Origin of the sequence: Amycolatopsis sp. NPDC048633 (assembly GCF_040650695.1) — a bacterium.
In the GTDB taxonomy this organism is placed as follows: Bacteria; Actinomycetota; Actinomycetes; order Mycobacteriales; family Pseudonocardiaceae; genus Amycolatopsis.
In genome coordinates this window covers 120,380-144,310 of record NZ_JBEZHS010000014.1, presented here as the reverse complement: position 1 = coordinate 144,310, position 23,931 = coordinate 120,380, and the positions used below count along the sequence as shown (strand labels likewise).

Here is a 23,931-nt window from a genome sequence, read left to right as displayed (position 1 = left end):
ATCGGCGCCCGACAAGACCGCGCCGATCGGAGTGGGATGTGACTGACCAAGACCTTGCCGCCGTGGACATCCGCAGGCTGGAGCCCGGGAACCTGACCCGGGCCTACGGACTGGACATGAAGCTGCTCCATCCGTGGAACGGTTTGACCGCACCGTTTCGAGGGGCCTGGTGCGTGCTGCGCCCGGGTGACGTGTCGGTGGCCCACGCCCATCACGAGCACGAGATCTTCATCGGGATGGCCGGGAGTGCCGAGGTGGTCACCGGCGACCGCCGGCACGCGTTCGCGGCTGGGGACATCGTCTTCCTGAGACCGGGGATCGAACACCACCTCGTCAACGCTCCCGGCCACGACGAAGACTTCTCCTACTACGCGATCTGGTGGGATCGGGAGATGTCGGCCGAGTTCGTCGCGCACGAGAACGGTGAGGCCGGGTCCCGTGATTGACTACGACGGGCGGAAGTTCCGCAAGGCGGGCGACGACGCCAACGCCGTGGCCGTGTACCGGCAAGAGGACGACGTCGTCTGGGCGGAGTTCGCCGGGGGAGAGGTGCGGCGCGGGTCGATCGCCGGCACCCAGCGCGCGGACGGGGCTCTCCACCTGGGGTACACGGTGGTGCTCGCCACCGGCGAGGTGATCTGCGGGCACACGGTGAACACACCGGAGGTGGCCGAAGACGGCCGCCTCCGGCTGCGTGAGGTCTGGGAGCGCTACGGCCCGCACGCCGCCACCGGCGTCTCCTACCTCGACGAGGTGAGCTAGTGACCCGACGTCCCTCCGACGCGGACTGGCGACGCCTCGATCGCGCGGTGACCGGCCGCGTGCGGCGGCCCGGCGAAGCCGGTTTCCGCGCGGTCAGCTCGCCGTTCAACAAGCGGTTCGCCGGGATCGTCCCCGCCGGCGTCGTGTCCGCAGTGGACACCGCGGACGTCCGGCGGGCCATCGAGTGGGCCCGCGAGGCCGATGTCGACGTCGTCGCCCGGTCCGGCGGGCACAGCTACGCGGGACATTCGGTCAGCACCGGCCTGGTCATCGACCTCAGCGCGATGAACACCGTGTCCGCCGACGGGGCGAGCGGTCTCGTGACGGCCGCGGGCGGCGCCCGGATGGCGGACGTCCACGCCGCCGTCCAGCCCCACGAGATGGCGTTCGCACTGGGCAACAGCGCCACGGTCGGCATCTCGGGCCTCACCCTCGGCGGGGGGTGCGGGGCCGTCTCGCGCAAGTTCGGGCTCACCGCCGACGCGCTCGTGGCGACCACGCTGGTGACCGCGGACGGCCAGGTGCTGCACTGCGACGCGGACACCAACGCCGACCTGTTCTGGGCTTGCCGCGGGGGCGGCGGCGGGAACTTCGGCATCAACGTGTCCTTCACGTTTCAGGCGCGGCCGGTGGCCGACTGCGCGACCTACTTGCTGGTCTGGGAAAGCGCGGACGCGCCGAAGGTCCTTTCGGTGCTGCAGGAGATCGTGCGGCAGGCGCCGGACGAGTTCGCGGCCAGGATCGGGGTCTCCGACGCGGGCGGGCCGGACACCATCGTGTCGGCCATCGGGCAGCACCTCGGGTCCGCGCAGGAGCTGCGGGAGATCCTCGACCCCGTCCTGTCCGTCGCCCGGCCGATCCGCCAGGACCTCGCGGACCGGACCTTCTGGCAGGCCAAGGACGATCTGCGGCACGAGACCGCCGAAGGCGCGTTCGCGGTGCGGACCAACATCGTCACCCGGCCGCTGCCCGACGAGGCGATCGCCACGATGCTGTCGTTCGTCGGACGCCGGCCCGCCAGCGGCAACCCGGACGGTGGCGGTGCGGCCCTGTTCTCCTGGGGCGGCGCGATCAACCGGGTGGGCGCGACGGACACCGCGTTCGCCCACCGGAACGCGATGTTCCTGTTGTCCATGGACACCTCGTGGGCCGAGGACGACGAGCCCGCCGTGGTCGAGGCCAACCTCCGCTGGCTGGCGGACCTGGGCGACGCGCTGTCGCCGTACGTGTCCGAGGGCGCCTTCCAGAACTTCATCGACCCGGACCTCGCGGACTGGCGCACCGCCTACTACGGCGTCAACTACCCGCGCCTGAAGGAGATCAAGCACCAGGTCGACCCGGACGGCGTGTTCACTTTCTCGCAAAGCATCGGATCATGATCGGCGACCACGACGTCCACATCTGGACGGCGGCGGAGGTCGGCGCCGGCGCGGTGCCGGCGGAGCATCTCCCGTACGTCCGGGAGATCCTCGCCTGGGCGGGACGTTACCTGGTGTCCTCCCATCCGGACCTGGGCCGGAACGGCCCGGTGTGCCCCTACACCCAGCCGTCACTCCACAAAGGACTGTTCCACCTGGCCGCACTGACCGCCGCGAACGGCGAGACGGACGTCCGCGACGCGATCGAGAGCCTGCGTTCGTGGTACGAGCGGCTTTCGAGCCGGCTTCCGCCCGCAGACCGGGAACTGCTGACGATCCTCCTCGTGCTGCCGCAGCTGGACCACCACGACGCGACGGCGCTGGACGACCTGCAGCGCGAGGCCAAGGACAAGTTCGTCGCCGACGGCCTGATGATCGGGCAGTTCCACCCGGTGTGCGACCAGCCGGGCCTGTGGAACGACGAGTTCAAGGCGCTGCGCGCACCGGTGCCGTTGCTGGCCATCCGCAAGCTCGTCGTCTTCGACCTGCCGTTCCTGATGGACAGCGCGGTGCACGCCGAGAGCTACTTCCGGCGGTTCGCCCCGGACATCCCGCCCCGCATCCGCGACCAGCTGGTCAAGCGGCTGGCGGGCACCGAGAAATCCTTGCAGACGGCCTGAGCCCCTTAGGAGAACACGTGCGGCACTACCTCATGGTCAGACCGGGGTACTTCGACGTCGAGTACTCGATCAACCCGTGGATGGATCCCGGCAAGCCCACCGACACCGGGCTCGCGGTCGCCCAGTGGGAATGGCTGCGTGACCTCTACGTCGAGCTGGGCCACCGGGTGGACCTGCTCGACCCGGTGCCGGGTCTGCCGGACATGGTGTACGCGGCCAACGGTGCCACCGTGGTGAACGGCCGGGCGCTGGTCGCGCGCTTCCGGCACCCGCACCGGCGCCGGGAGTCCGCGGCGTACCTGAAGTGGTTGTCCGAGCACGGTTGCCGCGACGTCCGGCAGGCCCGGTGGCACAACGAGGGCGAAGGCGACTTCCTGCTCGCGGGCTCCCGGATCCTGGCCGGGACCGGCTTCCGGACCGACCGCCGGGCCCACGAGGAGGCCGCGGAGTTCTTCGGGCTGCCGGTCGTGGGGCTCACCCTGACCGACCCGCGCTACTACCACCTGGACACCGCGCTGGCCGTGCTGGACGACGACGTGGTCATGTACTTCCCCGGGGCGTTCACCGAAGACAGCCGCCGGCAGCTCGAGAAGCTGTACCCGGACGCCGTCATCGCCTCGGCCGCCGACGCCGCGACCTTCGGCCTGAACGCGGTCTCCGACGGGCGGCACGTCATCCTGCCGCAGGCCGCGACCGGGCTGATCGCCCAACTGCGGGAGCGCGGCTTCGACCCGATCGGCGCCGACCTGTCGGAGCTGCTCAAGGGCGGCGGCAGCGTCAAGTGCTGCATGCTGGAACTGCGTCATTCAGGGGGAGAACAGTGAAAAGATCTTTCGCGCTGGCGCTCGTGGTACCGCTGGTGAGTGCGATGGCCGCGCCGGCGCAGCCACCGCCGTCGGGGCCCGTCACCGAATTCTCCGTCCTGGCCCGTGAAAGCAATGGCGCCGGGGGATACGACGTGGCGGCGGCCGAAAAGGCCGTTCGCGCGGCCGGCGGCACCGTCGTCACGAGCAACGCCGCGGCCGGCCTGCTCACCGCGGCCGCGCCCGCCGACGGTTTCGCCGACCGGGTCTCCGGTGCCGTTTTCGGTGTCGCCAGGGCGAAAGCGATCGGGACCGTGCCGAAGGACGGCAAGCCCCGGCCGAAGCCGGACGCCGTCGAGACGGACGCTCTCGACGCCGCGTCCGCACCGAGGGCCGCGGCGACGTCCGCCGGCCTCGACCCGCTCGACGGTCAGCTCTGGGGCCTCAAGTCCGTGCGGTCGGACCTCGCGCGCACCGTCCAGCCCGGGGACAAGCGGGTCAAGGTCGGCATCATCGACAGCGGTGTCGACGGCGGTCACCCCGACATCGCGCCGAACTTCGACCGCGCCGCGTCGCGCAACTTCACCAAGGACATCGTCGCCGACGTCAACGGCGTGCCCGTCGACGGGCCGTGCGAGTACCGCGGCTGCGTCGACCCCGTCGACGTCGACGACAACGGGCACGGCACGCACCTCGCCGGCACCATCGGGGCGGCCGCGAACGGTTTCGGCGTCTCCGGCGTCGCCCCGAACGTGACGCTGGTGAACCTCCGCGCCGCGCAGGACTCGGGCTTCTACTTCCTGCAGCCGACCGTCGACGCGCTGACCTACGCCGGTGACGCGGGCATCGACGTTGTCGACATGTCGTTCTACATCGACCCGTGGCTGTTCAACTGTGCCGCGAACCCCGCCGACTCGGCCGCGGAGCAGGCCGAGCAGCGCACGATCATCGAGGCGACGAAGCGCGCGCTGAACTACGCGCACCGCAAGGGCGTCAGCCAGGTCGTCGCGCTGGGCAACCAGCACAGCGACCTCGCCACTCCGCAGCCGGACGCGACGAGCCCCGACTACCCGTCGAACAGCGCGCGCCCGCGCCGGATCGACAACGCGAGCTGCCTCACCCTGCCGCTCGAGGGACCGCACACGATCGGCGTCGCCGGTTTCGGTCCTTCGCAGGCGAAGGCGGACTATTCGAACTACGGCACCGAGCAGATCTCGGTCTCCGCGCCCGGCGGGTACAAGCGGGACTACTTCGGCAGCCCGTGGTACGACAGCCGCGAGAACGAGATCCTGTCGACCTACCCCCGCAACGTCGGCGTCGCCGCCGGCTACATCGACGCGGCCGGCGACCTCACACCCGCCGGGGTTTCCGTCGGCATCCAGAAGTCCGCGGCCGGCGGCCGGGTCGGCTACTACCGGTGGCTGCAGGGCACTTCGATGGCCGCACCGCATGCCGCGGGGGTCGCCGCCTTGATCGTGTCGGAGTACGGCTCGCCGTCGTCCGGCGGACTCGGGCTGGACCCGGACGTCGTGCAGAGAGTCCTCGAAGGCACGGCTTCGGACGTCGCCTGCCCGGTACCCCGCACGGTCGACTACCTCGACGAGGGCCGGGATGCTTCGTACACCGCGACCTGCGTCGGTGACGCTTCGTTCAACGGCTTCTACGGCCACGGCGCGGTCGACGCCTGGTCGGCCGTCACTCGGGGCGGACCGTACCTGCGAGGGTGACGTCCTGGGCGCGCAGCAGCCCTTTGTCCACCTTTCCGCCCGCGTTGCGGGGGAGTCCGGGGACCACCACGAGGTCCTTGGGCATCTTGAAGGACGCGAGCTTCCCGTCGAGGAAGCCGGTCAGCTCCCGCAGGGACAGGCCGGCTTCCGGGGCGAGAGCGACGAACGCGACGGGCACCTGGCCCCAGCGTTCGTCGGGCCTGCCGAGCACGGCGACCTTCCGCACCGACGGGTGATCGGCGAGGTCTCGGTCTGCCCGAACACGGCCACGTTCAGCGCGCCGGGGAACTTCTCGGCCATGGCCCGCAGCGTCGCGTCGCTCGCCGGCGCGGCACCCCAGCTGATGATCCGCAGCTTCAGCGCGCTCGCCGATGTCCGGCTGGGCGCAGAGCAGGTCCCATTGCTGCGGCACGTTGAACACGACGGTGGCGCCCTCGCGTTCGTACGCGTCGAGCACCGCCTTCGGGTCGAACGCGCCCAGCGGGTGGATCACGACCGTGCCGCCGACGACGATGTTCGCCACGATCGACCCCACCACCGGCGACCCCACCACCGGCGACCCCACCACCGGCGACCCCACGGGCGGCGAGCCCGGCCGCCAGCCGCAACGACCGCCGGGACAGCTGCGCCCAGGTCGTGGTCTCGCCGAGGTGGCGGAGGGCGGGCTCGCCGCCCGTGGGGTCGCATCACGGCGTGGGTGGCCGCGTGGGCCATCCAGTGGTGCCGGTAGGACCAGGCGGGAGGTGCGTCGATCGGCATGGGTCACTCCTCGGGAGGTGGGGTCAGGTGGTCGTGCTGATCGCGGGCAGTGGGTCCGGCTCGTGATTGACTGGCACGTATGGCCCTGCTCCCGCGTCCGTTCGCCCGGGTCCGCCGATGACCGCCGAGTCGCCCGCGGCCACCCGCCCGCGCAACCGCCGACAGCTCATCGTCGAAGCGGCGGGCCGGGTGTTCAGCGAGCGCGGCTACCACGCCGCGTCCATGGAGGAGATCGCCACCACCGTCGGTATCACCGCGGCGGCGCTGTACCGGCACTTCCCGAACAAGTACGCGCTGTTCGCCGAGTGCGCGAACGTCATGGTGGACCGGCTCGTCGCCGCGGTCGACGAGGTGCCGCCCGAGGCGGCCCTGGCGGACCTGCTCGCCGCCGTCACCCGGGTCACCGTCGCCCATCGCGCGTCGGGCGGGCTGTACCGGTGGGAGGCGCGGTACCTCGAGCGGGCGGACCGCCGGGTCCTCAGGGGGAAGTTCGCGCACGTCGTCGAGCGGGTGACCGAGGTGGTGCGGCGAGAGCACCCGCTGCCGGACGAGCACCTGCGGGCCGCGGCGGCCCTCGGGGCGATCGCGTCGATCACCATGCACCGCACCTCGATCGCCCCGCGCCGGGCCGAGGACCTGCTGCTCGCGTCGGCCTTGCGCGTGGTCGCGACCAGTCCCGCGGCGCCGGTCGGGAGCGCGCGCTCCGTCGAGCTGCCCGTCCTGCCCGTGCCGCGCACCCGGCGCGCGGAGATCCTCGCCGCCGCCATCCCGCTGTTCGAACAGGACGGCTTCGCCACCGTCACGAACGGCCGGATCGCCGAGGCCGCGGGGCTGGTCCCCTCGACGATCTACCGCCATTTCCCCGGCAAGGCCGACATCCTGGCGGCGGCCTGCCTGCAGGCGGCGGGGCTGCTGGCCCAAGCGGTGGAACAGAACCTGCACGGGGTGGCCGGCCCGCACGACGCCGTGGTCGCCCTGGCGGCGACGTACGTGGCCTACAGCTTCGAGCACACCGCACTCACCAGCGTCGCCGACGCCGAGGTCGCCGGGTTGCCGGCCGCCCTGCAGCGCCCGTTGGCCGTCGCCCAGCGCGAGCACATCGCCATCTGGGAGCAGCAGCTGCGGCTGGCCCGTCCGGACCTCGACCCGCGCCAGGCCCGCGCGTTGGTGCACGCGGGGTTCGGCGTGGTGGTCGAGGCCGGCCGGAGACTGCGGTGGCAGGACAGCCCGGGCCACCGCGCCGCCGTCACCGCCTTGGTCGTGGGGGCTCTCGGGCTCCCGGCGTCAGGCGCCGGGCCGGTTGCCAGTGGGGATCACGATGGTCGTGGTGGTCGGTGAGGTCCCGTTGTTGAGGAACAGCATCGCCAGCGCGCGCACGAACTGGTCGAACATGTAGAACCCGACCGGCAGCACGGGCAGCAGCCCCTCGCGGAACGCGATGTAGGTGGGCCACCCGGTGCGGACCAGCGCGGCCGCCGCGTAGTCGCGCGGCAGGGAGAGCCAGTCGCCGATCTTGTCGTTCAGCACGTAGCGCACGAACTCGTTGAGGAACCCGCGGGTGACGCCCAGGTCGACCTGCGCGGTCAGGCCGAGCAGGTCCTTGGCCAGCGCCTTGCCCTCCGTCGTCGGGGCGAGGATCGGCGTGAGCGCGTACGCCGACTGCGCGTTCGCGTCGGCCCACGTCTTGGGGATGAACTCGTCCCGAACGCCGAGCAGGTGGATGGCGACCTGCCACATGTGCAGGAAGGCCTCCTCTTCCGCGGCCGTCATCGGAACCTTCCACTCGAGCAGCTTCCGGTGCACGAAGGTGCCCAGGCTGTGGAAGGTGACCAGGATGTCGCCGTTGCTGATCGGGATCTGCGTGTCCGTGGTCGCCTGCCAGTGCGACGACTGCGGCAGCAGATGCCGCACCGCGGCGTGCACCAGCCGCGTCTTGTTGGCGGTGACCACGAACTGCCCGGCGGGTTCGTAGGCGGTCAGCTCGCTCAGGTCGTAGCCGAAGGTGAAGGTCTTGGCCGCGCGGTCCTTCATGGTGGCACCGCCCGCGGACCAGTAGACCGACGCGGCCTCCCGCGGGATCACCGTGCTCATGATGCCGCTGCCGAGGCCGTAGAGCATGAACAGGTAGGTGTCCTTGCGCCGGTTGAAGTCGGCGGCGAGCCGGAGCTTGGCGCGGTCGGCCCAGGAGGGCAGGTTCTTGGCCTGCTGCAGGTGGGTGGCGAGGGCGGCGGGCAGGCCGCCGGGCACCGCGTCGTCGTTGTTCGCCCACGACGCCAGCGCGGCGTTGACCGCCGGGATCTGGCCGTTGTCGAGAAGACCGGCCACCAGGCTGTCGACGGGGTCGTCCCAGACCTGCCACGGGTCGGCTCCCGAGCCGGTGCCGGCCACCGAGCCCGTGGATGACCAGGCCCACGCGGGAGCGGCCGTGCTCGCCACCCCGGCGAGCCCCAGGGCCGCGCCGAGGGACAGGACGCTCCGCCTGCTGAGATTGCTCATTTACATACCTGCTTCCTTGGAGGTGTAACCGTGCATCTCTGCTTGGGGGCCTGGACTTGATGGCACGGCGTCGTGCCCGAGCTTGTCTAGTTGTGCGATTTCTCGTTAACATATCCAAGCGGGGCGCCTCTCAGCAAGGCCCTCACCGGCCGGAACCGGTTCGCAACGTCGAAGGAGTTCGTGTGACGACTGTCTTCCCTGCCAAGCGGCCGCTCTACGACGAGGACCACGAGCTCCTGCGGGACACGGTCCGCGCCTTCGTCGACAAGCACGCCGCGCCGCACGCCGAGCGGTGGAAGGCGGCGGGCAAAGTCGACCGTGAGCTCTTCCGGGAGGCCGCCCGCGCCGGGATCCTCGGCTTCTCCATCCCCGAGGAGTACGGCGGGGGCGGCATCACCGACTACCGCTTCAACGCCGTGATCGGTGAGGAGTTCTCGCGCAACCCCGTGTCGGACGGGCTCGCCTGCGTGGCGCTGTCCAACGACATCGTCGTGCCCTACTTCACCGACCTGACCGACGACGAGCAGAAGGCCCGCTGGCTGCCCGGGATCGCCGCCGGGGAGCTCGTCGTCGCGATCGCCATGACCGAGCCGGGCGCCGGGAGCGACCTGGCCGGGATCAGCACGACCGCCGTCCGCGACGGGGACGACTACGTGGTCGACGGCAGCAAGGTCTTCATCTCCAACGGCCAGAACGCCGACCTCGTCGTCACCGCGGTGCGGACCGGTCAGGACCGCCACGGCGGGCTCAGCCTGCTCGTCATCGAGGCCGATCGCGCCGGCTTTTCCCGCGGCCGCAACCTGGAGAAGATCGGCCTGCACGCCCAGGACACCAGCGAGCTCTTCTTCGACGCTGTCCGGGTGCCCGCCGCCAACCTGCTCGGCAAGGAGGGCGCGGGCTTCCTCGGCCTGATGCGCAACCTGCCCCAGGAACGGATCTCGATCGCCGCCAACGCCGTGGCGTCTTCGGAGGGCGTGCTGGAGCGCACCCTGGACTACGTCAAGCAGCGCACGGCGTTCGGCAAGCCGATCGGGTCGTTCCAGAACACGCGCTTCGAACTGGCGGAGATGGTCACCGCCGTGCGGGTGAGCCGCAGCTACGTCGACGACCTGCTCGCCCGGCACTCCCGCGGCGAACTGTCCGCTGTGGACGCCGCGGCGGCGAAGTTCTGGACCACCGAGCAGTACGTCGACATCGTCGGGCGGTGCCTGCAGCTGCACGGCGGCTACGGCTACATGCTCGAATACCGCATCGCGCAGGACTACCTCGACTCGCGCATCTCCACCATCTACGGCGGCACCACAGAGATCATGAAGGAGATCGTCGGCCGCGACCTGGGTCTCTAGCCACGGTGGCGGACGCGAAGAGCGTCGCGGCCGTGAGACCGCCCCAGAGGACGGCCGGGCCGCGGGAGGCGAGAGCCGTGATGACCGCCGGGGAAACGGCGAGGCCGAAGCCCGTGGAGAGCTGGAAACGCGCGAGGGCACGGCCCAGGACACGGGGCGGGGCAAGGGCGGTGACGAGCGCGGTGGCGCTGCCGGCGTAGATGATTTCGCCGATGGTGCAGACCACGGACACCGCGGCGACGGCCGGGGCACCCCAGCCGGCTCCCAGGGACGTGGCCGCCAGGAAGCCGAGGTAGGACGCGGTGAGCACCACGCCGGAGAGAGCCAGCACGGTCCGCCGGGCGAAGCGGGACAGCAGGACGGTGACCGGCACCTGCAGGGTGACCACCAGCACCGTGTTCGCGACGAAGATGGCCGCCGGCCACACCGGGGACGCGTGCAGCTGGGTCACCAGGACCAGCGGCAGCGCGATTTCGGGGACGTTGAGGCAGAAGACGTAGATCACGTTCGCGGCCAGCAGCGCACGCAGCCGAGGTGCGGGCCCGCCGTCGCTGTCCTCGGCCGCGACGGCTGGGTGAGCGTGCACGTGGACCGACCACGCCAAGGCCGCCGCGGCGAAGTAGGCGAGCCCGGTGCAGGCCGCCAGCACCTGCAACGCGGTGGTGCCGCCCGCCAGGCACGCGGTGGCGACGAGCGCACCCACCCCCAGGCCGGCGTTGCGCAGCGCGCGGCCGCCCGCGAGCGCCGCGTCGCGGTCCCGGCCGTGGGCGACCGTGGCCACCAGGGCCGCGTGGGCGGCCGGCCACGCCTGGTTGCCGATGCCGAGGAAGAGCGCCGCCGTCGTGAACAGCCCGACGTGCCCCGCGGGGGCGGCCAGCAGCAGCGCCACGCCCAGCACGCGCACCAGCATCGACGCCGCCACGACCGTGCTGCGCGCGCCCCGGTCCAGCCACCGGCCGACCGCGGGCACGCACACCAGGCCCACGACGATGCCGACCGTCATGGCGATGCCGGTGACCGACGCGGACAGCCTCAGCACCGTCACCCCGTAGAGGAGCAGGAAGGGCCGCAGCATGCCGGTGCCGAGCGCGTCCACGGCCAGCGCGACGGCATAGCGGGGACCGCCGGAAGCCCGGACGAGGGCGCCGGGCCGGATCTTGGTGGTGGTGACCATGGCGTCCACGGTGCGGCCGGCCGACCGGCTTGCCCCGTCGATTGACGGACCCCGTCAACCGACGCGGCCACCGGCGGGCTGACCAGCGATGATGAGGGGATGACGTTGAGGATCGACATCGCCGGCCTGCCGGCCGAGCGGCTGCGGTTCGCCGCCTCCCCGCTGGCCGAGCTGACCGCGATGCTGCACGTGCTGGCCGAACCCGGGCACCACCCGCAGCTCGCCGGCTGGGCCGGGGACGTCTGGGCCGGGCTGCGGCCGGAGCTGGCCGAGCGGCTCAAGGAGGCGGAGTTCCTCTGGCGGTCCTCACGAGCCGACTTCCTGGTCCCCGCCCGTCCCCGGCCGACCCTCGCCGAGGAGCTGGACGACGTCGACCGGATCGACGACGAAACCTACGTGACCGCCGCGCTCATCACCACGTGCGGCAGCAACCGGGTCCACTTCGGCGCACCGTCACCGCTCGCCGACGCGACGGCGCGCGAGCGGGCCCTGGACCTCGCCCAGGCCCGCGGCGCGCTCCAAGAGGCCTTCGCGGAACGGCTGCTCGCGGACCCCGCGGCCGTGCGGGCGCGGGTACGGCACACCCTCGAACAGTGCGCCGAGGCGTTCTTCGACGCCGCCTGGACGAGCGTCGCCGGGCAGCTCGCCACCGACCTGCGCCTGAAGAACGACCTGCTGCGGCGCCAGGGCATCGGGGCGGCGCTCGCGTCAGTCTCCGGCGCCGTCACCCTGGCGCCGGACGGCACCCGCATCATCGTGGACAAGCTGCAGGACAGCGCGACCGCCGCCGACGGCACCGGGGTCACCTTCCTCCCCAGCGTCTTCGGCCGCCCGCACCTGGTGGCGGTCCACGCGCCCGGGTGGCAGCCGGTGGTGCAGTACCCCGTCGCCGAGGCGAGCCCGTCGAAGCCGGTATCGCTGGAAACGGTCTCGCTCCGGCTGGAGGCACTCGTGCACCCGGTCCGGCTGCGGCTGCTGCGCACCCTGGCCCGCGGCCCGCACACGACCGGTGAGCTGGCCCGTGCGTGGGAGCTTTCACCCCCGGAGGTGTCCCGTCATCTCGCTGTCCTGCGTCGCGCGGGCCTGCTCACCACCCGCCGGCACGGTAGGTACGTCCGGTACACCCTCAACGTGCCCGATCTGACGGCGCTGGGGGCCGACCTGCTGGCGGCCGTACTGCGCTGAGTTCGGGGACGGTCTCGGGCCGCTCGCCCTTCTTGGCCCGCTGGACCAGTTCGTAGACGCGGGTCCGGGTGTCGGTGAACCGCTGCGACGACCGGGTGCGCAGCTGGTCGCGTTCGCCGGGCAGGTCGACCCGGACGTCCTCGAGCACGACGGTGGGCCGGTTGGACAGCACCAGCACCCGCTGTCCCAGGTAGACGGACTCGTCGATGTCGTGGGTGACGAACAGGACGGTCACGCCGAGCTGCCGCCACAGAGACCGCACCAGGTCCTCCAGGTCCGCGCGCGTCTGGGCGTCGACGGCGGCGAACGGTTCGTCCATCAGCAGCACGGTCGGCTCGTAGGCCACCGCGCGGGCGATGGCGACCCGCTGCTGCATGCCGCCGGAGAGCTGCCACGGATGGGCGTCCGCGCTCTCCGTCAGCCCGACGGCCGCGAGCGCGGCGTCGACCTTGGTGGTCCGCTCGGCGCGGACGAGTCCCTTCTCCTTCAACGGTAGCTCGATGTTCTTGCGCACCGTGAGCCACGGGAAGAGGCTTCGGCCGTACTCCTGGAACACCACGGCCATGCCGGCGGGCGGGCCGGTGACCGGCGTCCCGTCCAGGGTGACGCGGCCGCTCGAGGAGTCCAGGAGGCCGGCGATGCAGCGCAGCAACGTCGTCTTGCCCGCGCCGGACGGGCCGACGATGCAGACGAACTCGCCCCGGTCGACGTGGAAGGTGAGTTCGCGGATGGCTTCGACGTCGCGGCCGTGCCCGCGGTAGGTCTTGGCGAGCCCGGTGACCTCGAGCGCCGCGGTGGGGTGAGCCATGTGTCAGCCTTCCCGTTCGGCCTGGCGGACCCCGCGGTACCAGGCCATGGTCCGGTGTTCGACGAGGCGGAAGAGCCCCGACAGCGCGACGCCGATGATGCCGAGCAGGATGATCCCGGTCCACATCTGCGGGATGGCGAAGCTGCGCTGGAACTGCACGATCGCCGCGCCCAGCCCGCGGTTGGCGCCGAACAGCTCGCTGATCACCATGAGGATCACGCCGAGCGACAGCGCCTGCCGGGCGCCGGTGACGATCCGCGGGCTCGCCCCGCGCAGCACCACGTGCCGCAGGGTGGCCAGGCGCCCGAACCGGTAGGAGCGGGCCGTGTCGCGCAGGACCTCGTCGACCGAGCGGACGCCTTCGACGGTGTTCAGCAGGATCGGCCACAGGCAGCCCAAGGCGATGGTGACGACCTTGGTGGTCGACGCCGTGTACCCGGCGAACAGCGCGATGACGGGGATGAGCACCGGCGGCGGGATCGCCCGGAAGAACTCGAGCACCGGCTCGCAGAGCGCGCGCAAGGTGCGCGACGAGCCGATCGCGGTGCCCGCGGCGACCCCGGCGACGACGGCGATGAGGTAGCCGGCGGCGAGCCGCGCCAGGCTGGGCAGCACGTCGTTCAGGATCGGGTCCGCCGTCCACGTCTCCGGGAACGCCCGCACGATGGTCTCGAGCGGGGGCCAGAAGAAGTCCGTGCTGCCGGCGGAGGACAGCCACCACAGGGCGACGAGGACGACGGGAAGGCCCAGGGTGAAGAGCGCGCGCCGTACCAGGTTCATGGCTTTCACCGGTCTCCCCGGATCGAGGTGTGCCAGTGCAGGACGCGGCGTTCGACGGCCCGCGCCGAGGCGTTGACCGCGACGCCGATGACGCCGACGACGAGCACGAGCGCGTAGGTGTCCGCGACGGCGCCGGAACTCTGCGCGACGCCGATCGAGCGGCCGAGGCCGGGCACGCCGATGATCAGCTCCGCGGTGATCTCCAGGATGAGCGCCACGGCGGCGGCGAGGCGGAAACCGGTGACGACGTAAGGCAAGGCGGTCGGCCACACGACCGTCCGCACCGTCGCCCAGCGCGAGAACCGGTAGGAGCGGGCCGTGTCGCGCACGACCGGGTCGACGTCGGCGACGCCGTACATGACCTGGACGAGCACCTGCCACACCGCGGCGTAGACGACCAGCACCAGCGCGGACTGCGGCTGGCTGCCGTAGAGCAGCACGACGAGCGGGATCAGCGCGACGGAGGGAATGGGGCGCAGGAACTCGATCGTGGAGGAGGTGACCTTGCGCACCACCGGGATGCTGCCGATCAGCACCCCGAAGACGATGCCCGCGGCCATGGCGATCAGCAACCCGAGCGCCCAGCCCCGCACCGTCTGGCCCAGCGCCTGCCAGAACCCGCTCTCGGTCACCTGCGTGGCCAGGCTGCGGACCATGGCGCTGAACGGCGGCAGGAACCGCGGGTCGACGATGTGCAAGCGGGGCAGCGCTTCCGCGACGCCGATGACGATCACCAGCCCCAGCACGCCGAGCGCGGGCTGCCGCCATCGATCGGGCGCGCGCCCGCGGACGACGGCCGTCACGGCAGCAGGGTGCCGAGGTTCAGCGGCTTGGTGATCAGGCCGTCCCGGGTGGCGAGATCACCGAGCAGCTGCACGGAGTCGCGGTCGACCGCGCCGGGCCAGCGCGGCAGCACCATCGCCTTCTGCACCGCCGGGTCGAGCTTGGTGTAGCCGCTCAGCACCGCGCGGGCCTCGTCCGGGTGCGCCGAGGCGTAGTCCAGGGACTTCTTCATCGCGGCGGTGAACCCGGTGACGGTTTTCGCGTTCTGCGCCGCGTACTGCTGGGACGTGAAGTACATCCCGATGGTCAGGTCGGGATCGGTGCCGGCGTAGTTGGACGCCACCTGCCGGTCGCCCTGCCCGGTGGCGATGGTGAGGAACGGCTCGACGACCTGCCCCGCGTCGACGTCGCCCTTGGCCACCGCGGCGGCGATGTCCGGGAACGGCAGTTCGACGTAGGTGATGGTCGACGGATCGCCGCCCGCCTTGCGGACCACGTTGCTCACGGTCGTGGTGTTGATGTTCTTCAAGGTGTTCACGGCGACCCGCTTGCCCGCGAGGTCCTTCGCCGTCTTGATCGGGCTGTCCGGCTTCACGATGACCGCGCCGAAGTCCTTGCCGTCGGTGCCGGTGGAGGCGACTCCGGTGCTGACCACCTTCAGCGGCAGGCCCTGGGAGTGGGCCAGCAGCAACGAGGTCGTGTTGCTGAACCCGAACTGGTACTGCCCGCTGACCACCGCGGGCACGATCGCCGCACCGCCCTGGGCGGTCTGCAGGGTGACGTCGAGACCTTCCGTGGTGAAGAAGCCTTTTTGGACCCCGAGGTAGATCGGTGCCACGTCCACGATCGGGATCACCCCGACGGTGATCTTCGCCGGCCCACCCGAGGAGGACGAGTCGCCGGACGACCCGCCGCACCCGGCCGCCACGAGGGTGACCGCGGCGATCCCGGCGACCGCGGTGAGCAAGCGGCGGGTGTGGTGGCGGACGCGGGCCGTGCCGGCGTTGGCGCGGGGCATGGGTCCTCCTGCGGGAGAGAGCGCCGACGGCGCTGGCGGGGGAGCGATGGGCGAACGTTACCCACATTGTCAACAATTGTGAAGCCAATCTTGACCGCGAAGTTGTGAGCGTGTCCGTCTCGTACTCATCGGCCGCGCACCCGCCCGGACCGTTCGCCGGCGTTTCGGTTCTTCCGCAACGGATGCGGCCCGGTACCGGATGTTGTTCCCGCCGGGCCGCAGGTGCTATACCGGCAGCTGCGCGGTGTCGCGAGGACGCGATGCCACAAGCGAGCGGAGCTGCTGGTGGCGAACCGTACTGTGCGCTCATCCATCGTGGTGGCGGTCCTGACCGCGCCCGTCCTCCTGCTGGGGACCGCGACCGCGGTGGCCGCTCCCGGCACCCCGTCCGGGCGGCACCTGACGATCGAGACCGTGTCGAACCCGCGGCCCTCGCTCGTCAGCGGGGGACAGGTCCTGGTCAAGGTCGTCCCGCCGGAGCGAACGCGGGTCACCGTCAGCACCAACGGCCACGACGTCACCTTGAGGTTCCACGCCCAGCCGGACGGCAGCCTGCTCGGCCTGGTGACCGGCCTGCGCGACGGGTCCAACGACCTGAGCGCCCGGACCAGCGGACACGGCCCGGACCAGCGGGCGAACCTGCGCGTCACCAACCACCCGATCACCGGGCCCGTCTTCTCCGGCTCGCAGCAGCGCCCGTTCTACTGCGAGACCCCAGCCTTCGGCCTGCCCGCGGCGTCGCAGCCGCTGTGCAGCGCGCCGACCCAGGTGAGCTACCAGTACAAGACCACCGCCGGGGCGTTCGCGCCGCTGACGGACCCGGCGACCCGGCCCGCCGACCTCGCGACGGCCACCGTCGGCGGGCACGCGGTGCCGTACGTGGTCCGCGTCGAGCGCGGCACGATCGACCGCGCCGTCTACGAGATGGCGGCGCTCTACGACGGCGCGCCGTCGCCCGTCGCGCCGGACAGGAGCTGGAACGGGAAGCTGGTCTACACCTTCGGCGGCGGCTGCAACGCCGGCTACCACCAGGGCAACGCGACCGGCGGGGTCGTCAACGACCTGTTCCTGGCCCAGGGCTACGCGGTCACGTCGTCGACCCTGAACGTGCTCGACAACAACTGCAGCCCGATCATCTCGGCCGAGGCGGCGATGATGGTCAAGGAGCACTTCATCGAGACCTACGGCCCGGTCGCGCACACCATCGGCTGGGGCGGCTCGGGCGGGGCGATCCAGCAGTACGACATCGCCGAGAACTACCCCGGCATCGTCGACGGCATCATCCCCGGCGTCTCGTTCCCGGACCCGCTGAGCGTGGGCGGCCCGGTGTCGGACTGCCGCTTGCTGGACCGGTACTTCGCCGGGCCGGGCGCGTCGTTCACCGCGGCGCAGAAGCAGGCCGTCGCGGGCTTCGCCAGCTATGACACCTGCGTCTCGTGGGACCAGACGTTCGCCAGCCGCGCCACCGCGACCGACAGCTGCAACGCGGCCATCCCCGTCGCCGCGCGCTGGGATCCGGTCACCAACCCGCGCGGGGTGAAGTGCAACTCCAACGAGCAGCTGGCCAACCAGATCGGGCGGGACCCGAAGACCGGGTTCGTGCGCAGCCCGCTGGACACCACCGGCGTGCAGTACGGCCTGTCCGCGCTGAAGGCCGGGACGATCACCGCGGCGCAGTTCGCCGACCTCAACGCCGCCATCGGCGGCCTCGACCACACCGGAAAGCCCGCGGCGCAGCGGATCGCGGCCGATCCGAAGGCGCTCGACGCGGTCTACGCCGACGACATCCTGAACTCGGCGTCGCAGGGCTTGCGGGAAACGCCGATCATCGACCAGCGGACCGACCTCGACCTCGCCGGGTTCGGCAACGACATCCACACCACCGAGTGGTCGTACGTGATGCGGCAACGGCTTCTGCGGGCCAACGGCACCGCGGCCAACCAGGTCATCATCGAAAACCACGCGACTGCGGGCGAAGCGGCGGCCGCCAGCGTCTACGAGCTCGACGCGATGGACCGCTGGCTCACCGCGATCGACGCCGACGGCTCACACCGGACGCCGCAGCAGAAGGTGCTGGCGAACCGGCCGCGCGATCTCGGCGACGGCTGCTACCTCTCCGCCGCGTCGCGGATCACCGAGAAGCTGACGTACCCGGCGAGCGGCCAGTGCGGCGCGCAGTACCCGGTGGCGGCCAACACCCGGATGGTCGCGGGGGAGAGCCTGGCCCTCGACGTGCTGAAGTGCCGGCTGAAGCCGCTGAACTTCCGCGACTACCCCGTCGCCTTCACCGCGGCGGACCGGAAGCGGCTGCGGGACGCTTTCCCCGGCGGCGTGTGCGACTACAGCCGGCCGGGCGTCGGGCAGCGTGCCCCGATCGGGACCTGGCTGAGCTACGGCGACGAACGGACCGGCACCACCCCGCCGACGAAGGTGCGGTGAGTCTTTCCCCGCCACGGCGCTGTCACCGGTTCTCCAGCCACGACGTCCACGTCGCCAGCGCCTCGTCCGGCGACCGCCGGCCGACGCCGACCCGGAAGCGGTCCGGTGGCGTCGGGGTCAGCTCCGAGCGGTAGATGCTCGCCGGGAGCAGGAGGACGCCGCTCTGCTCGACGAGGTCCCGGCACATCGCGTCGACGCCGTCGGCGCCCAGGTACCGCGGGAAGCAGACGCAGCCCCCGCGCGGGGGCGCCCAGTCGAACAGGTCCGGGAACCGGGCGAAGAACGCGTCGAACCGCGGGATGTTGCCGGCGATGATCGCGCGGTTGCGGTCGAGGATCCGGTCCCGGGCGCGCAGGCCGATCAGCGCCAGCACCTCGGCGGGCGCGGAGTTGCAGATCGACGTGTAGTGCTTGGCCCGTTCGAGCCGGCCCAGGATTTCCCGGTCCCGGCAAGCGATCCAGCCGATGCGCAGGCCCGGCAGCCCGTACGCCTTGGACATCACGTTCAGCGAAAGCGCGCCGGGGGAGAGGTCGGCGGCCTGCGGGAGCGCCGGTCCGGCCTCCAGGCCGCGGTAGACCTCGTCGCTGAACAGCAGGATGCCGCGGTCTTCGCAGAGCCGGACCAGCCGCGTCCAGGTCTCGAGGTCCGGGACCGCGCCGGTCGGGTTGTTGGGGAAGTTGACCGACACCAGCCGGGTGTTCGGGCGCAGCTGCCGCTCGACCTCGTCGACGTCGAGCGCCCAGGCGTCCTCCGGCCGCAGCGCGACGCCCGTCACCTCGCAGATCGACAGCGGGATCGTCTCGGCCGCCTGGTAGTTCGGCGTGACGACCACGACGTGGTCGCCCGGCTCCAGCAGCGTCCGCATCGCCAGGTAGAGCCCCTCTTCCGCGCCGGCGAAGCAGAGCACGTCCTCGGGGGCGAGGCCGGTGTACGTCGCGGCGATCTCCTCGCGCAACGCGGGCAGGCCGTAGGTCTCGGTGTAGCCGAGCGAGAGCGTTTCCCAGCGCTCGCGCCCGTCGTCGTCGGCCAGCGCCAGCAGCTCGGCGAGCGTCATCGACTGCGCGTCGGACGCGGTCAGGTGGTAGCGGGCTTCGAACTCCCACCGTGAGAAGAACGTCTCCAGCCGGAAATCAGGGAGTGTCGGCATCGGGTTCCTTCCGGGTCTCGGCGAGCAGCTGGTAGGTGGCGGACCGGGAGATCCGCAGCGCCCGCGCGACGACCGGCGTCGAACGGCGGTGGGAGAAGACGCCGGCCCTGTCCAACCGGGACAGCAATGCGCATCGCTGGTCCTTGTCCAGCCGCTCGACGGGCGTGCCGCTGTCGCGGACGAACTCCGCCACCAGCTCGTCGAGCTGATCGGTCCAGTCGCGTTCGAACAGCACCGGCGGCCGCCCGCTCGCCGGCGCCGCGAAGCCCGAGAGCAGGCGGGCGGCGTCGTCGAAGGCCGTGCGGTCGACGTTCACGCAGAGCACGAACTCCGCGCGCCCGTCGCCGTCGCGGACCACCGCGCTCACGCTGGACAGCCGCCGCCCGTCGGGCAGGGACTTCGGGTAGGGCCCGTAGACGTCCTGGCCCGACGGCGGCAGCTCGTCCAGCTCGCCGAGCAGCGACGGGTCGCCGGGTGCGCGGCCCGAGAACGCGTTCCAGATGCCGAGCACGCGGTCGGTGCCGGGGTCGTGCAGGACGACCTCCGCGTGCGGCGACAGCAACCGCACGATCGCCTCGCACACGGGCGCCCAGCGCGCGGTCACGTCGCTCATGCCTGGACGGTACATCCAGACTGGACGAACTGTCTACCGGCAGAGGGAAGTCAACCGCTTAAGTGTTGTCAATGAACAGGACAGACCACGCTGGATTGTCGCCCGGCATCTTGACGTCGAACCCGTCGAGGGCGGCATACTTAAGCGCTTAATCATCCTCAATGCAGAGGAGCAGCCTGTGTCCCCACGTCTGCGCAAGACCCTCGCCGCGGCCGCGCTCGCCGTCACGGCTTTGGCCGCGCCCGGCAGTGCCGTCGCCAGTCCCCGCGCCGGTGGCACCCTCGACTACCTCAAGCAGATCTCCGGCCAGTACACGATCGCCGGGCAGCACAACAAGGAACCCGCGAACCAGCCGTCGTTCTACACCGGCAAGGTGCACGACATCACCGGCCAGTACCCCGGCCTGTGGGGTGGTGACTTCTTCTTCGGCGGCTCGGACGTCGCCCACCGGCAGACGGTGATCGACCAGGCGAAGCTCGAAGGGAGCCACGGCGCGATCGTCACCATGACCTGGCACATGTGCCCGCCCACCCAGGGCAGCTCGTGCGACTGGTCGTCCGGGGTGATGAGCAAGCTCAGCGACGCCCAGTGGAGCGAGCTGATGACGAACGGTTCGAACCTCAACAACCGCTACAAGGCCCGTCTCGACGAGGTCGTGCCGTACCTGCAGCAGCTGCAGAACGCAGGTGTCCAGCTGCTGTTCCGGCCGCTGCACGAGCTGAACGACGGCTGGGCCTGGTGGGGCGGGCGCCCGGGCCTGGGCGGCAGCGCCGGTCTCTACCGGATCACCCACGACTACCTGGTGGGCAAGGGGCTCACGAGCATCGTGTGGGACTGGGCGGTCAAGGACGTGAACATGGGGTCGATCGCCTCCTACTACCCGGGTGACGGCTACGTCGACGTCGCGGCGCTGGACGTCTGGATGAAGGCGAACTCGTCGGCGTCGGACTACCAGGCGATGCTGAACGTCGCGCACGGCAAGCCCATCGCGCTGGGGGAGACCGGGACGATCCCGTCGCCGGAACTGCTGGCGTCGCAGCCGAAGTGGACGTACTTCATGGAGTGGTCGGAGTACCTGCAGGGCAGCAACTCCAACGCGGCCATCCAGCGCACGTACTTCGACGGGCGCGTGCTGGTACTCGGCGAGCTGCAGCGCGGGTAAGACCATCGCACTATCGGATGATCAGTCTTCGGTGCGATGCCGGGCCGGCGCGCCGCATCTACCGTTCGGAGCATGAAGATCGAGGCAGTGCTCGGGACGGTGGTTCTCTGCGGCGCGCTGGCCGGCGTCGCGGCCTGCTCCAACCCGACCGGCAAGTCGTGGGCCATCACCTACGAAGTGACCGGCCAGAACGGCGGGACGCTGGCGAACGTCGGCTACGCGAACTCGCCCGACCGCTACAACGACGAGGTCAAGCAGCAGACCGTCCAGGGCCCGGTCGGGGTGCCGTGGAAGCAGGACGTGGTGGTGACCGCCGGCCAGCAGGCGGCGATCACCGCCACGCCCACCGGGGCTCTCACGCTCACCTGCCGGATCCTGCTGGACGGTGAGAGGGAGCTGGCCCGGGCCTCGGCTGCGGGGCCAGGGAAGCCCGTTTCCTGCACGAAGACCACGGACTCCTGAGCGCCTCAGTCGTTGAGGCACCGCAGGACCGGGCGCGCGGTCAGCCGGTCCGGGTCCAGGGTGTACCGCGTGGCCACCCGGATCGTCGCGTGGTCCCCGGGCAGCAGCGTGAGCAGGCACCGGTCCGCTTCCGCGTCGGGAGCGAGCCGGTCGGCGAACACCGCCAGCTCGTGGACCAGGGTCCGGGCCGTGACGGTGAGGTCGTAGCCCGACTTCGTGCGCTTCACGTCGGTGTCGAACCGGGGCTCGGGGTAGGCGATGTCGAGGTCGTCGGCGAGGAACCGGATCACCCGCTCGTCCCCGGTGTCGGCGACCAGCAGCTCCCGCGACGGGTCCCCGGCGACGCCGACGTCGCCGAACGGCAGGGTCACGGTGTCGCGCGGCGATACCTGCACCGTCGTGCCGGTCTTCGCCAGGATCTCCCCGGCCACGGTGATCCGGCGCAGTTCGATGGGAGTCTCCCAGGGGGACGCGGAGTCGTTGACCAGGATCGCGACGAGGGAGCCGGCCCGCTCCTGGATGGTGACCAGGCGGTCGGCGTAGGCGTCGCGCAGCGCGTACCAGAGCGGCTTGCGACGCTCCGCGCCGTCGATCGCGCTCCAGGACGTCACCGGCCAGCAGTCGTTGAGCTGCCAGACGATCGTGCCCATGCACCGCGGCCGGTGTGCGCGGAAGTGCTCGATCCCGGTCCGGATCGCGCGGGCCTGGGTCACCTGGGTGTGGTAGTGCCAGTCGTCCGTCGACGTCGGCGCGGGGAAGTGACGCGCGAGGCCGCGGGCGAGCTTACCGTTGCCGTCCTGGGCTTTCTGGTGGTGCAGGAGGCCCGGGGACTTCGGCGTCAGCGGGGTGTCGTGGACGGCCGCGGTGAGTGTGGCCCAGGCGGGCGGGGCCTGCCAGCCGAACTCCGAGACGAACCGGGGGACGCGCTCGAGGTACCCGCGGTAGTCACGCTCGTTCCAGACGTCCCAGATGTGCACGCAGCCGTGGCCGTCGTCCTGGGTGTCGCGGGCGGGGTCGCCCGACCACGGGCTGCCGGGCACGTAGGAGCGGGTCGGGTCGAGTTCGGCGACGATGCCCGGCAGCAGGTGTTCGTAGTAGCCGGCGCCCCAGTCGCGGTCGGCGAGTTCCCGCTGCCAGCCCCAGTGGAACCAGCCCATGTAGTTCTCGTTGTTGCCGCACCACAACGCCAGCGACGGGTGCGGGGCGAGCCGCACGACGGCTTCACGGGCTTCGGCCTCGACCTCGCCGCGCAGGGGCTCGTCCTCGGGGTAGCCGGCGCAGGCGAACAGGAAGTCCTGCCACACCAGGACACCCCGCCGGTCGCAGGCGGCGTAGAAGTCGTCGCTTTCGTAGATCCCGCCGCCCCACACGCGCAGGAGGTCGATGTGCGCGTCGGTGGCCTGCTTGACGCGGCGGTCGTAGCGGGCCGCGTCGACCCGGTGCGGGAAGCAGTCGTCGGGGATCCAGTTCGCGCCGCGGACGAACAGCGGCACACCGTTGACCCGGAAGGTGAACGCGCCATCCCGCTCGTCGAGTTCGATGGTGCGGAAGCCGATCTCACGCGACCACGTGTCCACAATGGATCCATCGGCGGTTTCGAGAGTCACGGTGAGCGGGTACAGCGGCTGCTCGCCCATGCTGTGCGGCCACCACAGCCGCGGCTGCTCGACCGTCACCGACAACGCCGACCCGGCCGGACCGGTGACGTCGGCCCCGGCCACCCGGGCGCGCAGCACAAGATCGCCGCCCTCGGTATCGGCATGGATCTCGACCACGCCGTCCCCGTCGGGAGTGACGGTGACCAGAGGCCGGACCTGACGCAGCCGCCCGACGTCCCAGACGTCGAGGGCCGCGGCCTTCCAGAGGCCCGCGGTGACCAGCTTCGGACCCCAGTCCCAGCCGAAGTTGCAGGCCATCTTGCGGATGAAGTTCGACGGCTCGTCGTTGCCGAGGTTGGGCAGGTCCCCGAGCCTGCGGCGTTCGTCGCGGGCGTAGCGGACCGCCGAGCTGAAGGTGACGGCCAGGGTGTTCCCGTCGGCCAGCAGGTCGGTCACCGGGATCCGGTAGGAGCGGTGCATGTTGGCGGTGGTCGCGACGACCCGGTGGTTCAGCTCGACCTCGGCGATGGTGTCGAGGCCGGCGAAGACCAGCTCGGCCACGCCGGGCGCCGCCGGGCGGTCGAACGTCGTTTCGTAGCGCCAGCCGGTGAGGCCGATCCACTGCAGGTCGTTCTCGTTGCGGTCGAGGTAGGGGTCGGGGATGAGCCCGGCGGCGAGCAGGTCGGTGTGCACGGTCCCGGGCACGGTCGCCGGGACCCCCTCGGCGAGGGGGCGGGCCAGCTCGATCGGGACGTGGGTCAGAGGTCCGCAGGCGCGCAGCGTCCAGTCGTGGGCGCCGAGGTCGATCCGCACGGGTGGGTCCCTTCTGGT

The 23,931-nt window shown here is 71.3% G+C and carries 22 protein-coding genes; 12 read left to right on the top strand and 10 right to left on the bottom strand.

Translation table 11 applies throughout. The features are described 5' to 3' along the window. Nucleotides 1-38 precede the first annotated feature (38 nt). From AB0C38_RS25000 to AB0C38_RS24975, 6 genes are read left to right on the top strand one after another with little or no spacing between them, the layout of a single operon-like run. A complete protein-coding gene (locus AB0C38_RS25000; RefSeq protein WP_360677443.1) occupies nt 39-446 on the top strand; it encodes a cupin domain-containing protein in 408 nt (135 codons plus the stop codon). Beyond that, on the top strand, nt 439-762 hold the full coding sequence (locus AB0C38_RS24995; RefSeq protein WP_360677442.1) for a hypothetical protein: 324 nt from the start codon (nt 439-441) through the stop codon (nt 760-762). The genes AB0C38_RS25000 and AB0C38_RS24995 overlap by 8 nt, the downstream gene beginning before the upstream one ends. Then, on the top strand, nt 762-2,141 hold the full coding sequence (locus AB0C38_RS24990) for an FAD-binding oxidoreductase (RefSeq protein ID WP_360677440.1): 1,380 nt from the start codon (nt 762-764) through the stop codon (nt 2,139-2,141). The genes AB0C38_RS24995 and AB0C38_RS24990 overlap by 1 nt, the downstream gene beginning before the upstream one ends. Continuing rightward, nucleotides 2,138-2,800, top strand: coding sequence for a DUF6875 domain-containing protein (locus AB0C38_RS24985; protein ID WP_360677438.1), 663 nt, complete (start codon nt 2,138-2,140; stop codon nt 2,798-2,800). Before AB0C38_RS24990 ends, AB0C38_RS24985 begins: the two co-directional genes overlap by 4 nt. A 17-nt stretch (nt 2,801-2,817) precedes the next feature. After that, entirely contained in the window at nt 2,818-3,624 is an 807-nt protein-coding gene (ddaH, locus tag AB0C38_RS24980) for a dimethylargininase (protein WP_360677436.1), read from the top strand. A gap of 44 nt (nt 3,625-3,668) precedes the next feature. Further along, a complete protein-coding gene (locus tag AB0C38_RS24975; RefSeq protein ID WP_360677595.1) occupies nt 3,669-5,330 on the top strand; it encodes a S8 family serine peptidase in 1,662 nt (553 codons plus the stop codon). Here AB0C38_RS24975 and AB0C38_RS24970 read toward each other — a convergent pair. Continuing rightward, nucleotides 5,299-5,865: a hypothetical protein gene (locus AB0C38_RS24970; RefSeq protein ID WP_360677434.1), complete on the bottom strand. Its 567-nt coding sequence runs from the start codon at nt 5,863-5,865 to the stop codon at nt 5,299-5,301. The two genes, AB0C38_RS24975 and AB0C38_RS24970, sit on opposite strands and share 32 nt — an antisense overlap. Nucleotides 5,866-6,206: 341 nt before the next feature. Here AB0C38_RS24970 and AB0C38_RS24965 point away from each other — a divergent pair, with 341 nt between their 5' ends. Continuing rightward, on the top strand, nt 6,207-7,427 hold the full coding sequence (locus tag AB0C38_RS24965) for a TetR/AcrR family transcriptional regulator (RefSeq protein WP_360677432.1): 1,221 nt from the start codon (nt 6,207-6,209) through the stop codon (nt 7,425-7,427). Here AB0C38_RS24965 and AB0C38_RS24960 read toward each other — a convergent pair. Then, nucleotides 7,374-8,585: an oxygenase MpaB family protein gene (locus AB0C38_RS24960; RefSeq protein ID WP_360677430.1), complete on the bottom strand. Its 1,212-nt coding sequence runs from the start codon at nt 8,583-8,585 to the stop codon at nt 7,374-7,376. The genes AB0C38_RS24965 and AB0C38_RS24960 overlap by 54 nt on opposite strands. A 182-nt stretch (nt 8,586-8,767) precedes the next feature. On the opposite strand from AB0C38_RS24960, the gene AB0C38_RS24955 reads away from it, so the two are divergent. Beyond that, entirely contained in the window at nt 8,768-9,931 is a 1,164-nt protein-coding gene (locus tag AB0C38_RS24955; RefSeq protein ID WP_360677428.1) for an acyl-CoA dehydrogenase family protein, read from the top strand. Here the strand turns inward: AB0C38_RS24955 and AB0C38_RS24950 are convergent. Continuing rightward, on the bottom strand, nt 9,894-11,105 hold the full coding sequence (locus tag AB0C38_RS24950; protein WP_360677426.1) for an MFS transporter: 1,212 nt from the start codon (nt 11,103-11,105) through the stop codon (nt 9,894-9,896). The genes AB0C38_RS24955 and AB0C38_RS24950 overlap by 38 nt on opposite strands. Nucleotides 11,106-11,204: 99 nt before the next feature. Here AB0C38_RS24950 and AB0C38_RS24945 point away from each other — a divergent pair, with 99 nt between their 5' ends. Then, nucleotides 11,205-12,290: a helix-turn-helix domain-containing protein gene (locus tag AB0C38_RS24945; protein WP_360677424.1), complete on the top strand. Its 1,086-nt coding sequence runs from the start codon at nt 11,205-11,207 to the stop codon at nt 12,288-12,290. On the opposite strand, the gene AB0C38_RS24940 is transcribed toward AB0C38_RS24945, so the two are convergent. The 4 genes from AB0C38_RS24940 to AB0C38_RS24925 are packed head-to-tail and all read right to left on the bottom strand — an operon-like array spanning nt 12,232 to nt 15,679. Further along, nucleotides 12,232-13,098, bottom strand: coding sequence for an ABC transporter ATP-binding protein (locus AB0C38_RS24940; protein ID WP_360677422.1), 867 nt, complete (start codon nt 13,096-13,098; stop codon nt 12,232-12,234). The two genes, AB0C38_RS24945 and AB0C38_RS24940, sit on opposite strands and share 59 nt — an antisense overlap. Before the next feature lie 3 nt (nt 13,099-13,101). Then, complete coding sequence (locus AB0C38_RS24935; protein ID WP_360677420.1) at nt 13,102-13,878, bottom strand: ABC transporter permease; 777 nt, start codon at nt 13,876-13,878, stop codon at nt 13,102-13,104. Nucleotides 13,879-13,883: 5 nt separating this feature from the next. Then, nucleotides 13,884-14,681 carry an ABC transporter permease gene (locus tag AB0C38_RS24930; protein ID WP_360677419.1) on the bottom strand — a complete coding sequence of 266 codons (798 nt, stop codon included), beginning with the start codon at nt 14,679-14,681 and terminating at the stop codon, nt 13,884-13,886. Beyond that, nucleotides 14,678-15,679, bottom strand: a complete 1,002-nt coding sequence (locus AB0C38_RS24925) for an ABC transporter substrate-binding protein (protein ID WP_360677417.1) — start codon at nt 15,677-15,679, stop codon at nt 14,678-14,680. Before AB0C38_RS24925 ends, AB0C38_RS24930 begins: the two co-directional genes overlap by 4 nt. Before the next feature lie 285 nt (nt 15,680-15,964). On the opposite strand from AB0C38_RS24925, the gene AB0C38_RS24920 reads away from it, so the two are divergent. Then, entirely contained in the window at nt 15,965-18,118 is a 2,154-nt protein-coding gene (locus AB0C38_RS24920) for a DUF6351 family protein (protein WP_360677415.1), read from the top strand. Nucleotides 18,119-18,140: 22 nt separating this feature from the next. On the opposite strand, the gene AB0C38_RS24915 is transcribed toward AB0C38_RS24920, so the two are convergent. Both AB0C38_RS24915 and AB0C38_RS24910 read right to left on the bottom strand, forming a co-directional pair. Further along, nucleotides 18,141-19,265, bottom strand: coding sequence for an aminotransferase class I/II-fold pyridoxal phosphate-dependent enzyme (locus AB0C38_RS24915; RefSeq protein ID WP_360677412.1), 1,125 nt, complete (start codon nt 19,263-19,265; stop codon nt 18,141-18,143). Further along, entirely contained in the window at nt 19,249-19,878 is a 630-nt protein-coding gene (locus AB0C38_RS24910; protein WP_360677410.1) for a PAS domain-containing protein, read from the bottom strand. The genes AB0C38_RS24915 and AB0C38_RS24910 overlap by 17 nt, the downstream gene beginning before the upstream one ends. Before the next feature lie 178 nt (nt 19,879-20,056). On the opposite strand from AB0C38_RS24910, the gene AB0C38_RS24905 reads away from it, so the two are divergent. Both AB0C38_RS24905 and AB0C38_RS24900 read left to right on the top strand, forming a co-directional pair. After that, complete coding sequence (locus tag AB0C38_RS24905; protein ID WP_360677408.1) at nt 20,057-21,040, top strand: glycosyl hydrolase; 984 nt, start codon at nt 20,057-20,059, stop codon at nt 21,038-21,040. A 72-nt stretch (nt 21,041-21,112) separates the two neighbouring features. Continuing rightward, nucleotides 21,113-21,502 (top strand): MmpS family transport accessory protein, encoded by a 390-nt coding sequence (locus AB0C38_RS24900; RefSeq protein ID WP_360677406.1) that lies wholly within the window; start codon nt 21,113-21,115, stop codon nt 21,500-21,502. Between the two features lie 5 nt (nt 21,503-21,507). Here the strand turns inward: AB0C38_RS24900 and AB0C38_RS24895 are convergent, their stop codons facing one another. Continuing rightward, nucleotides 21,508-23,913, bottom strand: coding sequence for a glycoside hydrolase family 2 protein (locus tag AB0C38_RS24895; RefSeq protein ID WP_360677404.1), 2,406 nt, complete (start codon nt 23,911-23,913; stop codon nt 21,508-21,510). Nucleotides 23,914-23,931 lie beyond the last annotated feature (18 nt).